Origin of the sequence: Xanthomonas sp. (genome assembly GCF_017163755.1) — a bacterium.
Lineage (GTDB): Bacteria > Pseudomonadota > Gammaproteobacteria > Xanthomonadales > Xanthomonadaceae > Xanthomonas_A.
Window position 1 is genome coordinate 1 of record NZ_JAFIWC010000043.1, and the last position, 14,440, is coordinate 14,440.

Annotated in this window: 14 protein-coding genes; 2 read left to right on the forward strand and 12 right to left on the reverse strand. The window is 72.3% G+C overall.

Features of this window, described 5'->3' with window-relative positions; all coding sequences use genetic code 11:
• Nucleotides 1-136: 136 nt before the first annotated feature.
• Both pnuC and JR065_RS20155 read left to right on the forward strand, forming a co-directional pair.
• Entirely contained in the window at nt 137-715 is a 579-nt protein-coding gene (gene pnuC / locus JR065_RS20150; protein ID WP_206236271.1) for a nicotinamide riboside transporter PnuC, read from the forward strand.
• A gap of 172 nt (nt 716-887) precedes the next feature.
• Complete coding sequence (locus JR065_RS20155) at nt 888-1,607, forward strand: UTRA domain-containing protein (RefSeq protein ID WP_429001897.1); 720 nt, start codon at nt 888-890, stop codon at nt 1,605-1,607.
• A 316-nt stretch (nt 1,608-1,923) separates the two neighbouring features.
• Here JR065_RS20155 and JR065_RS20160 read toward each other — a convergent pair whose 3' ends face one another.
• The 12 genes from JR065_RS20160 to gspE form a co-directional block, all read right to left on the reverse strand.
• Nucleotides 1,924-2,757: a glycosyltransferase gene (locus JR065_RS20160; RefSeq protein ID WP_206236273.1), complete on the reverse strand. Its 834-nt coding sequence runs from the start codon at nt 2,755-2,757 to the stop codon at nt 1,924-1,926.
• A 4-nt stretch (nt 2,758-2,761) separates the two neighbouring features.
• The gene (gene gspD, locus JR065_RS20165; RefSeq protein WP_206236274.1) at nt 2,762-5,035 is read right to left on the reverse strand and encodes a type II secretion system secretin GspD; all 2,274 of its coding nucleotides are present in this window, start codon (nt 5,033-5,035) and stop codon (nt 2,762-2,764) included.
• A gap of 10 nt (nt 5,036-5,045) precedes the next feature.
• Nucleotides 5,046-5,828 carry a type II secretion system protein XpsN gene (xpsN, locus tag JR065_RS20170; RefSeq protein ID WP_206236275.1) on the reverse strand — a complete coding sequence of 261 codons (783 nt, stop codon included), beginning with the start codon at nt 5,826-5,828 and terminating at the stop codon, nt 5,046-5,048.
• The gene (gspM, locus tag JR065_RS20175; protein ID WP_206236276.1) at nt 5,818-6,606 is read right to left on the reverse strand and encodes a type II secretion system protein GspM; all 789 of its coding nucleotides are present in this window, start codon (nt 6,604-6,606) and stop codon (nt 5,818-5,820) included. Before gspM ends, xpsN begins: the two co-directional genes overlap by 11 nt.
• Nucleotides 6,587-7,711 carry a PilN domain-containing protein gene (locus JR065_RS20180; RefSeq protein WP_206236277.1) on the reverse strand — a complete coding sequence of 375 codons (1,125 nt, stop codon included), beginning with the start codon at nt 7,709-7,711 and terminating at the stop codon, nt 6,587-6,589. The genes gspM and JR065_RS20180 overlap by 20 nt, the downstream gene beginning before the upstream one ends.
• A complete protein-coding gene (locus JR065_RS20185; RefSeq protein WP_206236278.1) occupies nt 7,708-8,553 on the reverse strand; it encodes a general secretion pathway protein GspK in 846 nt (281 codons plus the stop codon). Before JR065_RS20185 ends, JR065_RS20180 begins: the two co-directional genes overlap by 4 nt.
• On the reverse strand, nt 8,550-9,203 hold the full coding sequence (locus JR065_RS20190) for a type II secretion system protein J (protein WP_343237307.1): 654 nt from the start codon (nt 9,201-9,203) through the stop codon (nt 8,550-8,552). Before JR065_RS20190 ends, JR065_RS20185 begins: the two co-directional genes overlap by 4 nt.
• Nucleotides 9,200-9,616, reverse strand: coding sequence for a type II secretion system protein XpsI (gene xpsI / locus JR065_RS20195; protein ID WP_206236280.1), 417 nt, complete (start codon nt 9,614-9,616; stop codon nt 9,200-9,202). Before xpsI ends, JR065_RS20190 begins: the two co-directional genes overlap by 4 nt.
• Nucleotides 9,613-10,074 (reverse strand): type II secretion system protein XpsH, encoded by a 462-nt coding sequence (gene xpsH / locus JR065_RS20200; protein WP_241093800.1) that lies wholly within the window; start codon nt 10,072-10,074, stop codon nt 9,613-9,615. Before xpsH ends, xpsI begins: the two co-directional genes overlap by 4 nt.
• Nucleotides 10,075-10,134: 60 nt before the next feature.
• Nucleotides 10,135-10,569, reverse strand: a complete 435-nt coding sequence (gspG, locus tag JR065_RS20205) for a type II secretion system major pseudopilin GspG (protein WP_206236282.1) — start codon at nt 10,567-10,569, stop codon at nt 10,135-10,137.
• 588 nt (nt 10,570-11,157) lie between these two features.
• Nucleotides 11,158-12,372: a type II secretion system protein XpsF gene (xpsF, locus tag JR065_RS20210; protein ID WP_206236283.1), complete on the reverse strand. Its 1,215-nt coding sequence runs from the start codon at nt 12,370-12,372 to the stop codon at nt 11,158-11,160.
• Nucleotides 12,373-12,529: 157 nt separating this feature from the next.
• Nucleotides 12,530-14,254, reverse strand: coding sequence for a type II secretion system ATPase GspE (gspE, locus tag JR065_RS20215; RefSeq protein ID WP_206236284.1), 1,725 nt, complete (start codon nt 14,252-14,254; stop codon nt 12,530-12,532).
• Nucleotides 14,255-14,440 lie beyond the last annotated feature (186 nt).

Here is a 14,440-nt window from a genome sequence, read left to right on the forward strand (position 1 = left end):
CAGTAACGCGTCGGGGCTGAAGCCCCTCCCACAGAAAAGCAGAAATGCAGCGAACTTGCGAAAATCCCGAGTCCCGAGTCCCGAGTCCCGAGTCCCGAGTCCCCGAATCCCGTCCCCATCACCGAGCCCCCACCCCATGTCTCCCCTCGAACTCATCGCCGTGCTGGTCAACGTACTCGGCGTCTGGCTGACCGCGCGTCGGGTACGCTGGTGCTGGCCGGTCAACGTCGTCGCGGTGCTGCTCTATGCGTGGCTGTTCTACCAATGGAAGCTGTACTCGGACATGCTGCTGCAGGGCGTCTACGTGGTCCTGCAGGGCTATGGCTGGTGGCGCTGGAGCCAGGGCCGGCTGGACGACGGCAGGATCCATGTCGGCCCGTTGCCGCCGCGCGAGGGCCTGTACTCGCTGCTGGCCGGCGCCGCCGGCGCATTGCTGCTGGGCTGGCTGATGCACCGCCATACCGACGCCGCGCTGCCGTGGCTGGACGCCGCGCTGTCCGCCTTCAGCCTGGTCGCCAGCTTCTGGGCGGCGCGCAAGCGCATCGCCAACTGGGGGCTGTGGATCGTGCTGGACATCCTGTACGTCGGCGTCTTCGTCTACAAGGGGCTGTATCCGACCGCGGCGCTGTATGCCGGCTTCGTGGTGCTGGCGGCGTACGGACTGCGGCTGTGGCAGGCCGACCTTCGGCACGCCGCCACGGCGGCAGCGCGATGAAGCGGCGCAGTCCGAGCGGCGCGGCACATGGCGCCGGCGGCGGGCACGATGCGAGGCGCCGGCGCGGCCGCGCCTCGCATCGATGCGCCAGGCCGTGCCACGGGTGCGCCCGCTGCATTCGCGGTCGCCGTCGGCGCGCCATCGGAGCGCGCCCATGACCACGCCGCCGCTCCTGTCCCCCGGCTTCGGCCAGCGCATCGCCGATGTGTTGCTCGCGCGCATCGCCGGCGGCGAATGGGCCGCGGACCAGCGCCTGCCGGTGGAACGCGAACTGGCCGCGCTGTTCGGCTGCACCCGCATCACCCTGCGTGAGGCGCTGCAGCACCTGGAATCGGAGGGCCATATCTACCGCGAGAATCGGCGCGGCTGGTTCGTCAGCGCGCCGCGCGTGCGCCACGATCCCAACAGCATCGCCGGCTTCATGCAGTACGTCGCCGCACAGGGCGGCACGCCGCGCACCGAACTGCTCGGCGCGCACCGCCAGCCGGCTGGCGCGACGCTGGCGCGACAGCTGGAACTGGACGATGCCGCGGCGGAGGTGTTCGTGCTGCAGCGGCGACGCTGGATCGGCCGCCGCGCGGTGTTGCTGGAGACCAACGCGATCCTCGCCGCATGGGCGCCCAGCCTGCTCGAGCACGACCTGGCCGGCTCGCTCAGCGCCGTGCTCGGACAGCGGCTCGGCTTGCGCCAGGCGCGCAGCCGGCTGTCGATGTATCCGTCCACGCTGGACGCCGAGCAGGCCGCGCTGCTGCAGTCCACCGCCGGCACCCCGTGCTTCCGGCTGCAGCGGGTGAGCTACGCGGCCGATGGCCGCGCGGTGGAATTCGACATCGAATCGTGGCGCCACGACGTGCTGGAAGTGACGGTGGAGGTGCAGGCGCCGCCCGGGTGAGCCGGTGCGGTGGGATGCGGTGCATGCGAATGCGCTGTGGCAATGCTTCATTGCATCGTCGTGGCTGCCGAGGCTGCGCGGACGGCGGATGGGTCGATGCGCCGTTCGGCAGGGCATCGCCCGGACCGCCAGGTTCCCCCTTCGTTCGTCGCGGCTGAAGCCGCTTCTACAGCCCCCCGCCTCGCGCGCTTTGCTGCTCCTGTAGGAGGGACTTCAGTCCCGACCGTTTGCAGGATCGTCCACGTCCGCGCCTCCGTTCGTCGCGGCTGAAGCCGCTCCTACAGGGAGCTGCGGCATTGCGCCGGCTGCCTGTGCGTTAGGCGTCGAACAGCGTGCGCTGCGGATCGGGCGGCGGCAGCTCGTCGTAGAGGCGTTGCAGGTCCTCGCGGCGCACGCGCAGCGGATCGTGCATCAGGAAGCTGGCCAGGCGCGCGTGCCAGGCCGGCCAGCGCGCGGCCAGCGCGTCCAGGTCGCCGTCGGCTGCGGCGCCTTCGCCGCGGCGCGCCACGTAGGCGGTCTCGCACAACACGTTGCGCCAGCCCAGCCCGGCCATGCGCAGCGACAGGTCGATCAGCGCCGCGTACCACGAGCCGTAGCTGCTCGCGTCCAGGCCGCCGGCACGCTGCCGCGCCGCGCCGCGCAACGCCACCGCATGGCAGACCGCCGAGGGCAGTTCCGGATGCAGCGGCGGCATCGCCGCGCAGGCCTGGGCCAGGCGTTCGGCGTCGTCGGGCAGCGGATTGATCTCGCCCAGCCGCGGCCACGCGGTGGCCTCGCCGGCATTGCTCCACGGCGTGGCGCTGGCGATCGCCGCATCGCGCGCCAGGCACGCGCCAAGCCGGTGCAGCCAGCCCGGCAGCGGCTGCGCGCCGGCCGCCAGCACCACCACGTCGGCGCCGGCGCAGGCACGCAGCATCTCGTCCAGGTGCGCGACCTCGCCGATCGCCCGCGGCCGCCGCGTGTAGTCGGCCTGCAGCCGGGTGCGCGCCAGCCACGCCTCGATTACCCGCTGGCCGCGCGGGCCGGCCTGGGCGTCGTCGGCCAGCCACACGCGGGTACCGGCAGGCGTGGTCGTTTCCAGCGCGCCGAGGCAGGCGTCCAGCGCCTCGTCGTCGACCGCGACCGGCAGCAACACGATGGGCAGCGTCACCGGGTTACTTCTTGCCGGCGGCCGGCAGCGGTTCCATCGCCTTGAACTTCTCGCCGTATTCGTCGGTCAGCTCGCGCGCCTCGCGCGGATTGCGCACGATCGACGGGGTGATCAGCACGATCACCTCGCGCCGGCTGTTATCGCGGGTCTTGCTGCCGAACAATCCGCCCACCACCGGCAACCTGCTCAGGAACGGCACGCCCGAGCTGCCGTCGGTGGTGCTGTCGTCGATCAGGCCGGCGAGCATGATGGTGTCCCCGCTCTGCACCGCCGCCTCGGTCTTGACCCGGCGGGTGTTGATGTCGACGTTGCACGCCGAGCCGTTGGCCGTGGCCGACGCACAGGCGGCCGGACGCGCGCCCGGCGTGCTGACTTCCTGCACGATGTCCAGGAACACCATGCCGTCCTTGGTCACCCGCGGGCGCACCTTCAGGATCACGCCGGTATCGATGTACTGCACCGATGAATAGCTGGTGTCGGTGCCGATGCCGGTGTTGATCGAGGTGGAATTGATCGGGATGCGCGAGCCCACGTTCAGCGTCGCCTCGGCGTTGTTGCGCACGAACACCGATGGCGTCTGCAGCAGGCGCACGTTGGTGACCCGGTCCAACGCGGTGATGACGGCCGCGGCGTTCTTGCCGAGGAAGGTCCAGCCCAGGCCGTCGCCGGTGACGCTGCCGGCGATGTCGCCCCAGATGCCGCGCCCAGCCGCAGACGGCAGGCCCGGGCCGCCGCTGCCGTCCGCGTTGACCGGCGTGGTCACCGCATTTTCGAAGTACCAGTTGACGCCATAGCTCAGTTCGCCGGTTAGGTTGACCTCGGCCACCTGGGCCTCGATATGCACCTGCATCGGCATCACGTCGAGCTTCTCGATCACGTCGCGGATCGAGCTCCACGCCTGCGGCGTGGAACGCACCAGCAAGGTGTTGGTTTCCTCCACCGCCGACACGCCCACCTTGTCCCCTTCCACTTCCAGGGTCACGCTGCCGTTGCCCGCGGTGCGCGGCGACAGCTGCAGGCTGCCGTTGCCGAGCCCGCCACTGCTGCCAGACGAGCTGCCGCTGCTGCTGGAGAAGCTATCGCCGCCGCTGTCGCCAACGCTGCCGCCGGTGATGCCGCTGCTGCTGCCCAGGCTGCCGTCGCGGCTGCCGCCGCTCAACTGGCTGGACTGCATGCCCGGCATCAGCGAGGCGCTGGAGTCGCCGCGGCTGCCGCTGCCGCTGGCGCCGAACACCTCGGCCAGGCGGTCGGCCAGGTCCTTGGCCTTGATGTACTTCAGCTCGTAGGAGAACAGCCGCGAGCCGCCGCCGGCGCTGTCGATGCGGTCCAGCCACTGCTGGATCTGGTCCAGGTAGCGCGCCTGCGGGGTGATCACCAGCACCGCGTTGGCGTTCTCCAGCGGCATGAAGCGGAACATGCCGGCGCTGGGGGTCTTGCTGTTCTCGCCGAACACCTTCTCCAGGTCCGCGGCGACCTGCTCGGCCTTGCCCGACTGGATCGGGAACACGCCCACCGACATGCCCGACAGCCAGTCCACGTCGAAGATCTGCACCGTGCGCAGGTAGTTCTCCAGCTCGGCGCGGGTGCCGCCCAGGGTGATCACGTTGCGCGACGCGTCGATGCCGACGATCGCGTTCGGGCGCGCGTACGGCTCGAGCACCTTCTTCATCTCGGCGGCGGAAATGAACTTCAGCGGCACCACCCGCACCTCGAAGCCGCGCGCGCTGGCCGGCGAGGCGGTGCTCGGCGCGACCGTGCCGGCCAGGGCCTGGTCGGCCGGCACGATGTTGTAGCGCCCGCCGCTGTAGACCATGCGCGCGTTGTTCCAGCCCAGCACCATCTCCAGCAGGTTCAGCGCCTGCGCCGGCGACACCGGCTTGGGCGTGGCCAGGGTCACCGTGCCCTGCACGCCCGGCGCGATCACGTAGTTCTGGCCGAGCATGTCGCCGAGGATGGCCTTGACCACCGCGTGCACCGATTCGCCCTCGAAGTTGAAGGTGGCGCTGCCGCTGCCGGCGTTGGCCAGCGACGGCGCCGGCGCGGCCGCGGCGCTGGAATTGATCATGGTGCCGCTGCCGCGGCGGATCACCGGCACGGTGCGGTCGGCCTCGCCGTCGGCCCCGGCCGCCGCGCCGCCTTCGCCGCCGCGCTGGGTGCTGCCGGCGGCGCCGACGTTGGGATCGATCGCGGCGCCGCGGCGGACGTCCGGCGACGGCGTGGTGGCGCAACCGGCCAACAGGCCGATCAGCAGGGACAGGGAAAACAAGCGAGACGTCATGCGTTCACTCTTAGGGGTTCTGACCGGGAGTGGAGCCGTTCTGGCGCTGCTGCTGCAACTGCCGGCGACGGGCTTCGATACGTTCGCGGATCGCCTGCAACTGATCGGCGGACGGTGCCGGCGGCGGGGTGGCCGCCGGCGGGGGTGCGGCGGCGGCGGGCGCCGGACGCGGAACGTTGGCGGCATTGGCGGCATTGGCGGCATTGGCGGCATTGGCCGGCGTGGCCGGGCCCGGCGGCGGCACGATCGGCGGCGCCGCCTGGCCGGGCCGCGCGCCCTGGCCCAGCGCCGTGGGCGGTTGCCCGCCCTTGCCGTCGAACACCTTCAGCTCCAGGGTCTGCGGGCCGCTGGGGCCGGTCACCGTGGCCCGCCGCGGTTCCAGCGACACCAGCCGCCATCCCTGCACCGGGTCCTGGCCCTGCTGCAGGCGCAGCGAAACGCCCTGCTCGGTGGTCAGCGTGGCCATCTTGAACGTCTCGGTCAGCAGCACGCCGGTCAGGCGCACCGTCGGCGCCGCGGCCTGGCCGTTGTCGGCGCTGAGGAAGAACGGATGCGGGCGGCGGTCCTCGGCGAACACCGGGCGCGCGGCGATCTCCGCATAGCGGGAAAAATCGCCGAGGCGGTTGCCGCCGGCCGGCGGCAGCGCCGGCAGGCGCTGGATCATCGCCGGGTCGTCGGGCAGCGGCACGATGCGCTGGCCCAGCCCGGCCAAGCCCAGCGTCCACACCAGCAGCGCCCACAGCGCGAGCGTGGCCAGCCACGCGGTCCGCAGGCCGATCGCTTCAATCCGCATGCGCGTCCTCCCCGGCCGGCGCCACGCCCTGCGCCGGCGTTGCCGCGTCCGGCGACGACGGCGCGGCCTCGGGCATGGCCGGCGGCTCGCTGGGCCCCGGCCCGGCCGGCTGCCCGGCGTCCATCGCCGGCATCGCCGCCGCCGGACTCGCCGCCGGAGCCGCCGGCGGCGCACCGGGCGGCGCCGCCATCGCGTTCGGGCGCAGATAACCGGCCAGTTCGAACGCCACGTCCAGGCCGTTGCCGCTTTCGCCCGGCGACAGCTGGTAGCGCTGCGCCATCACGTTGAGGTTGTCCACGAACAGCGCCGGCGTGCCGCTTTCCAGCGCATGCAGCACCGCCGCCAGCTCGGGCGTGCCGCAGCGCAGGCGTACCTGCACCGCGACCCGGGTGAAGCGCTCGCGGCGGTTGTCGGCGGCCAGCGGCGAACGGTTGCTGATCGCGCAGCTGCGGTTGCCGGGGCTGGCGGCGGCCACCGCGCTTTCCAGCCGCTGCACCAGCCCGGCCGAGGCCAGTTCGGCCGAGGTCTCGTGCAGGAAGCCCGGCCGCGCGGCCAGTTCGCGTTGCGCCTGCTGCAGCCGCTGCGCCACCTGCGGCGCCTGCTGCAACTGCATGCGCACGCGCAGTTCGCGCTCGCGCAGTTCCTGGATCTGGGCGTCGACCTCGCGCAGCGGCACCGTCCACCACGGATGCACCAGCAGCAGATAGGCCACCGCCAGTGCCGCCAGCAGCAGTCCCAGTGCCAGCCAGCGGTCGCGCTTATCGACCTGCACCGGCATCGGCGGCCTCCTTGCGCTTGGTCCCGGCCAGTTCGGCGGTCAGGGTGAAGCGGTCGCGGTGGCTGCCGGGGTCGGCCTGCAGCACGCCGGTCAGCGACGGGGTGCGCCACAGCGGCGAACCTTCCAGGCGCCCGACCAGCGACGACGCCTCGCTGCTGAGCCCGATCAACTGCAGCTGGTCGCCCTCCACCGAGAACTTCTCCAGGTAGGTGCCCTCGGGCAGGCGCTTGCTCAGTTCGTTCCAGATCTCCAGCGCGCTCGGCCGCTCGGCGCGCAGCTGGTCGAAGAACGCCACGCCTTCGACCAGATCGGTCAGCTGCTGGCGTTGCGCGGCCACCCCGCGCGCGCGCTGCGCGGCGCTGTCGACCTGCGCGCGCAGCGCCTCGGCCGCCTGGCGGCGGTTGTCGAGCAGCTGCCAGCCGGCGAAGAACACGGCCAGCAGCGCGGTCGCGGCGAGGATCGCGTTCCAGCGCCGCATCGGATCGGCGCGGCGGTGCCGCTGCGCCAGCGGCAGCAGGTTCACCCCCAGCGGCAGGCCGTCGGCGCCGGCGACGTCGACGCCGGCCAGGGTCGGCCGCAGCGCGCCGGCGCTGGCCGCCAGTTCGTCGAGCGTGCGCTGCGGCGCCACCACCAGTTCGGCGTCGATCTGGCCGTCGTCGCGGCGCGCGCCGACGCGCACGTCGTACACCACCTGGTCGGCCTGGAACGGGGTCTGCCGGTCGATCTCGAACTTCGCCACCTCGCGCAGGTGGTCGGCGGCGGCCGCCGGCAGGCGCAGCGCACGGCGCAGCGTGGTCTCGGCCGGCAGTAGCCACACCCGCGGCAACGCCGACAGGCGCGGGCCCAGCAGCGCTTCCAGCTGCGGTACCGACAGCGGCCACGGCAGCGCCTGCGGCGTGCCCGGCTCGGCGCCGAGCTGCCGCGCCAGCAGCAACTGCTCACCATCGCGCCACAGCAGCAGCCGCGCCTGCGACCAGCCCAGCTGCAACTGCCAGCGCGGCGGCAGCCACGCCATCAGCGAGCGCTGCCACCAGGCCAGCAGGCCGCCGGCGTCCGGCGCCACGCGTACCCCGATCCGCTCCATAGTGTCGCGCCACGCCATCATCTAGGTGTCGATCCTTCTTCCCATCGCAGCACAGTGTAGGCGGAGCCCGGCAGCGCCGACGAGCCAGGGCGCACCACCGCGCGCAGCACCGCTTCGCGGCCGCCCGCCAGCCGCGCGCGGCTCTCGATGCCGTAGGTGCTGCTGCCGCCGCCGAGCGCCGCCTGCGCCGGGTCGGCGCGCTCGCGCTGGGCCAGCACCGCCGCCGCATCCAGGCCCAGCGCGGTCAGCACCGGCTCCGGGGCGAAATCCGGCGCCGGACGCGAGGTCCCGCTGTAGATGGTCACGTTCGGCAGCAGCTGCGCGTACAGCTGCGCGTCCATGCCCAGCACCAGCTGCAGCTCGGCCAGGCTCTCGAACGGAGCGTCCTTGGCGCCGTAGGGCCGGTTCTCGGACGCGTAGTCCGGATCCTCGGCGCCGCCGTTGGCCTGGCTCAGATTGTCCGCATCGCGCCAGTCCACGATCGCCGCGGCGATGCGGTCGGCGCGCTGCGGGTCGGCACCGACCGCGCGCATCAGCGCCGCCAGCAGCGCCGCGTCGGCCAGGTTCAGGTCGACCTTGCCGCTCTCGTCGATCACTCGCAGCTCGACCGTGGCGTCCTCGTACGGCCAGCGGTAGCGGCGCCCGTCCGGGCGCCAGCCCGGTTGCGTGGGCGTGCCGGCCAGGCGCGTCAACGCGTATTCCAGCCCGGCGCGGGCGCGCTCCTGCGCCGCGGCGCCGTCGCCGAGCACCTTGCCCTGCAGCCCCTCGGTGCGCGCGGTCAGCGCGAACGCGCCGATCAGCGCGGTCAGCAGCGCGATCAGCCACAGCACCAGCACCAGCGCCGCGCCGCGCATCGCGCTCATGGCCGCGCCTCGGCGGCGCCGGCCTGGCGCAGCGCCACCACCAGCGGCGGCCACGCCGCGCCGTCGTTGCCGGTGATCTCGATCGACACCAGCACCGGCAGCTGTTCGTAGTGTTCCCAACGCTCCTGCCACGGCCCCAGCCCGGCACGCTCCGGGTCCATGCCGCGATAGCGGAAGCGCACCTGGCGCAGGTCCTCGGCCAGCGGCTCGGGCGGGCGCGGGCGCGCCTCGTCGATCTGCTTGCCGGCCTGGACCTGGGTCAGCGCGATGTCCAGCCGGCGCTGGCCGTCGCCGCCGGCCACGCTCAGATCGTGCACGTACGGTCCGCCGCGGCCCAGGTAGTCCGGCAGGTCGGCGACGAAGCGCATGCGCTGCGGCTCGCCGACGAAGCGCAGCGGCTGCAGCGTCTGGCTGTCCACCTCCAGCGCCATCGGCAGCGCGCCGCTCAGCCGCCGGCGCAGGAAACCCTCGACCGCGCGCATGCGCTCGCTGCGCCCGGCGATCGCCTCGCCGCGGCCGCTGATCGCGGTCGCCGAGCGCAGCGTGGCGAAGGCCAGGGTCAGCCCGCCGACCAGCAGCACCGTGGCCAGCAGCACTTCGATCAGGGTGAAGCCGCGCGCCGCGCCGCGGCCGCCCGGTGCCGCGTTCACGGCGGCGTCCCCGCGCTCTGCACGGCGACCAGGCGCAGCGTCTTCCATTGCAGCGCCTGCGCCGGGCCCTCGCCCCAGTTCACCTGCAGGCTCAGTTGCAGCAGCACCGGCGCGCCGGGCGCGACGGCGTCGTTCGGCGCGCGCCGCGGGTCGACGTACGGCGCCACCTCCAGCGTCCAGCGGTAGCGGCCCTGCTCGAAGCTGCCCTGCTCGCGGCCGGGCTGCAGCGGCTGCTCGGTGCCCTGTTCGGCCAGCAGCGACTGCGCGTACAGCGTGGCGCGGCTGAGCTCGTCGGCGCGCTTGACCTGGCGCGCGGCGCCGGACAGCGAACCGAGCAGCAGGGTCAGCGCCAGCGCCAGCAGCGCGAAGGCGACGATCACCTCGATCAGCGTGTAGCCGCGTTGCGATCTCATGGCGCGGCCTGCCCCGGCGGGCGCCCGACCCTGACCTCGCCGGTGAGCCAGGTCACGTCGATCCGCCAGACCGACTGCCGCGCCTGCAGTTCGATGCGCCCGCCGGTGGCCGCGCCGTCCTCGAAGAACTGGATCGCGCCTTCGTCGCCGCGGCGCTGCACCTGCCGCGCGCCGGTGAAGCGCACCGCCAGCGACGGCGGGATCTCGCCATGGCGGCCGTTGGGCGCCTGCCAGCGATGCGCCTGCGGGTCGATCAGGAAACGCTGCGGCTGCCCGCTGGCGATCGCCTGGGCGCGCGTGTAGCGCAGCTGCGCGGCGATCTCCTTGGCCGACGACCGCAGGCGCATGCCGTCGATGCCGCCGGTCAGCACCGAGGCGGCCAGCACCGCGGCGATCGCGATCAGGCCCACCACCAGCAGCATCTCCAGCAACGACACGCCGCGCATGCGCGCACGCATGGCGCGCGCATGCGCCACGGTCGGCAGGCGGACGGCGTGGAGCTGCAGCATGGCCGCGTATCACTCGTACTTGATGTCGCCGTCGTAGCTGCTGCCGCCGGGCTGGCCGTCCTTGCCCAGGCTGACCAGGTCGAACGGCTTGCCGTCGCCGGGCACGCGGTACTCGATCGGGTGGCCCCACGGATCGTTGAGTTCGCTGGCCTTCGCGTACGGCCCCAGCCAGCCGCTGACGCCGCCCGGCGCGGTGACCAGGTCGTCGAGCTTGGACGGCAGCTTGCCGGTGTCGAGCTGGTAGTTGTCGATCTTGCCGGCCATGGTCTGGATCTGCGACTTGGCCAGGTTGGCCTTGCCGCGGTCGGCGCCGCCGAGCACGCGGCTGCCGACCAGGGTCAGCACCGCGCCGATCAGCACGATGACGATGATGATCTCCAGCAGGCTCATGCCGGACTGGCGCGCGGCGGAGGGGGAACGGGTCAGGGAACGTAGGTTGCGCATTGCTTCGGATCCTTGCGGTGAAAAGCCTGTGTAGCCGAATGCGGCGGCGTTCGCCGTGTCCGCGTTCGCACTGTGCCGCGACGCTCGCAGCGAGCGTAGCGCGGCGATGTGACGCATAGCGGGTGCGGGGCGGCCCGCTGTGCCGGGCGCGCGACGTATGGCGCAGTCTTACGCGCTACGGTCTGGTGACTGGCGGTGCAGCGTGCGTACACCGCCGCCGGTTCGCGCCGCCGTCCCTGGCGCGACGCCACTGGCGCCGGAACCACCGGCCCGGCCATCCATGGCCGGGCATTCGGCACCACATGCGTCATGGCGCGGCAATGGGATGCAGCCAAGATCTCGGCTGCCATCCCTGGCGCAGCATGGTCGCGACCCGATACGCCGGCCCGGCCATCCATGGCCGGGCGTTCGGCCATGCGCGAACCGGTGGTTCGCAAGCGCATGACCTCCTTCGATTCGACATTCCGCTGCGCCATCGGTTCGCGCTGCCGTCCATGGCGCAGCACCACGTGCTCCGGAGCCACCTGCCCGGCCATCCATGGCCAGGCGTTCGGCGCCACATGCGCCATGGCGCATGAGCGTGGCGCCTCACCCAATCGCATTGGTCAGGTCGTATAGCGGGACCAGCACGGAGATGATCACCAGGCCGACCACCGAGGCCAGCACCAGGGTGATCGCCGGCACCAGCGCGGCCAGCAGGCGGTCGATGGCCTGCGCGGTCTCCTGTTCGAAGGTGTCCGCGGTCTTCAGCAGCATGGTGTCCAGGGCGCCGGATTCCTCGCCGACCTGGATCATCTGCAGCGCCAGCCGCGGGAAGCGCTTGCCCTTGGACAGCGACGCCGACAGCCCATGGCCGTTCTTGACGTCGTCGGCGGCGGTGCCGACGTCGGCGGTCAGCGCCAGGTTCGACAGCACGTTGCGCGAGATGCCCAGCGCCGCCAGCAGCGGCACGCCGTTGCGCAGCAGCGTGCCCAGGGTGCGGGTGAGCCGCGCCGTCTCCAGCCGCGCGATCAGCACGCCGATGAAGCGCTGGCGCAGCAGCCAGGCGTCGAACGCGGCGCGGAACGCCGGGTCGCGGCGCTTGCGGTCGATGCCGAGCACCGCCAGCGCCGGCACCACCAGCAGCGCGATCCACCAGTCGCGCACGAACAGGCCGACCGTCAGCACCGCCTGGGTGAACCACGGCAGCTGCACGTCCAGGCTCTCGTACATCTGCGCGAACTGCGGCACCACGTAGCCGAGCAGGAACAGCAGCGCGCAGCCGACCACGCTGACCAGGATCGCCGGATAGATCAGCGCGTTGATCACCCGGCCCTTCAGCTCGCGGCTGCGCTCCAGGTATTCGGCCAGGCGCTGCAGCGTGTCGTGCAGGCTGCCGCCGGCCTCGCCGGCGCGCACCATGTTGATGTACAGGCGCGAGAACAGGCCGTGCTGGCGTTCCAGCGCGGTGGACAGCGGCGCGCCGCCGCGCACGGTGTCGCGGATGTCGGCGATGGTGCGCTTGGAGCGCTCGTCCTCCGGCAGTTCCAGCAGGATCGACAAGGCGCGGTCCAGCGGCTGCCCGGCGCCGAGCAGCGTCGCCAGCTGCTGGGTGAACTGCACCAGCGCCGCGCCGTCGAACGGCTTGGGCCGGAACAGGCTGCGCAGCGACGCGCCGCCGCCGTCGGCGGCCAGCCTGGCCTCCATCGGCATGTGCCCCTGTTCCTGCAGGCGCGCGGCCACCTCGGCGTCGTTGGCGGCCTCCATCTGGCCTTCCAGGACATCGCCGTGGCTGTTGAGCGCCTTGTAGCGGTACAGGGGCATCAGCGGCGGGACTCGGGACGCGGGACTCGGGACTCGGGACGCGCGTGGGACCTCGGCTGCCGGCTCGCGCCACGCATGCCCGACATGCGCCAGTTCGTCGGCCGGAAAACCCCGGAGCCGGGGCGAGCCTGCGTGCCCCCGACCGGCCGTCCTGTGCTCATGCGTCCTCCGTCACCCGCAGCACTTCCTCGATCGTGGTCTGGCCGCTCAATGCCTTGCTCAGCCCGTCCTCGTACATCGTGCGCATGCCCGCCTCGCGCGCCAGCTGCTCGAGCTCGCCCATGCCGGCATGGCGCATCACCGCGCGCCGCAGCGCGTCGTTCATCACCAGGAACTCCATGATCGTGGTCCGCCCCAGGTAGCCGGTCGGCGCGATCGCCGACGGGCGCGGGCGGTACAGGAAGATCTCGCCGTGCGGCTGCAGCCGGCGCAGGTCGAACTTCTCGATCTCCTCCGGCGAGGCGGCGTACTTCTCCGCGTGCGTGGGCTCCAGCCGGCGCACCAGGCGCTGGGCGAGGATGCCGTTGATGGTGGAGGTCAGCAGGTAGTCCTCCACGCCCATGTCGAGCAGGCGGGTGATGCCGCCGGCGGCGTTGTTGGTGTGCAGCGTGGACAGCACCAGGTGGCCGGTCAGCGCCGACTGGATCGCGATGCGCGCGGTTTCCAGGTCGCGCATCTCGCCGATCATGATGATGTCCGGATCCTGGCGCACGATGCTGCGCAGCGCGTGGGCGAAATCCAGCCCGATCTGCGGCTTGGCCTGGATCTGGTTGATGCCCTCGATCTGGTACTCGACCGGGTCCTCGACCGTGATGATCTTGACCTCGGCGGTGTTGAGCTGGCTCAGCGCGGTGTACAGCGTGGTGGTCTTGCCCGAGCCGGTCGGGCCGGTGACCAGCAGGATGCCGTGCGGCTGTTCGAGCACCTTGCGGAACTGCGGCAGGAACGCGTCGGTGAAGCCCAGCCGGTGGAAATCGAACACCACCGTCTCGCGGTCGAGCAGGCGCATCACCACGCTCTCGCCGTGCGCGGTGGGCACCGTGCTCACGCGCAGGTCCAGTTCCTTGCCCTGCACGCGCAGCATGATGCGCCCGTCTTGCGGCAGGCGGCGCTCGGCGATGTTGAGCTTGGCCATGATCTTGACCCGGCTGATCACCGCCGCGGTCAGGTTGGCCGGCGGGCTCTCGCCGTCGATCAGCACGCCGTCGACGCGGTAGCGCACCTTGAGCCGGCTTTCGAACGGCTCGATGTGGATGTCCGAGGCGCGCAGTTCCACCGCGCGCTGGATCACCAGGTTCACCAGGCGTATCACCGGCGCTTCGGAGGCCAGGTCGCGCAGGTGCTCGATGTCGTCGGTGGCGGCGCTGTCGCCGTCGGCGGTCTCCACGATCGCGCCCATCGCGCTGCGGCCCTGGCCGAACCAGCGCTCGATCAGGTCGTCGATCTCCGAGCGCAGCCCGACCCGCGGCACGATCCGGCAGCCGGTGGCCAGGCGCACCGCGTCGGCGGCATAGGCATCGTGCGGGTCGGCGACCCACAGTTCGATCGCGCCGTCGCGTTCGCCCAGCGGGCACACGTGGAACTGCTTGAGGAAGCGCAGCGACAGCGGCTGCGCCTCGGGCAGGTTCTCCGGCGCGGCCGCCGGCACCTGCTTGGCGTCGAGCAGCGGCAGGCCCAGCACGTCGGCGCTGACCTCGGCGTGGTCGCGTTCGGACACCAGGCCAAGGCGCGCCAGCAGCGACAGCAGGCCGCCGCCGGACTCGCGCTGCAGTTGCCGCGCGCGCAGCAGGTCGCCCTCCTTGAGCCGGCCCTTGGCCAGCAACGCCTCGACGATGCGGTTCTCGGGCGTATCGGCGGCGGTGTCCTTCACGAGCGCGTTCACGCAATCCCTCCCTAGGTCATGCGCGACTTTATCAGCTTGCCGCGACCTGCCGCCTACCGGCGACAGGCGCCCGGGCACGTCTGTCTACGACGCTGCCGGCCGATGCGTTGCGGCGTGCCGAGCGGGTATGCCGAGGGCGTGGCAGCGGACGCAGACGCAAAGCTCCCGGCATGACCACGACCTTCG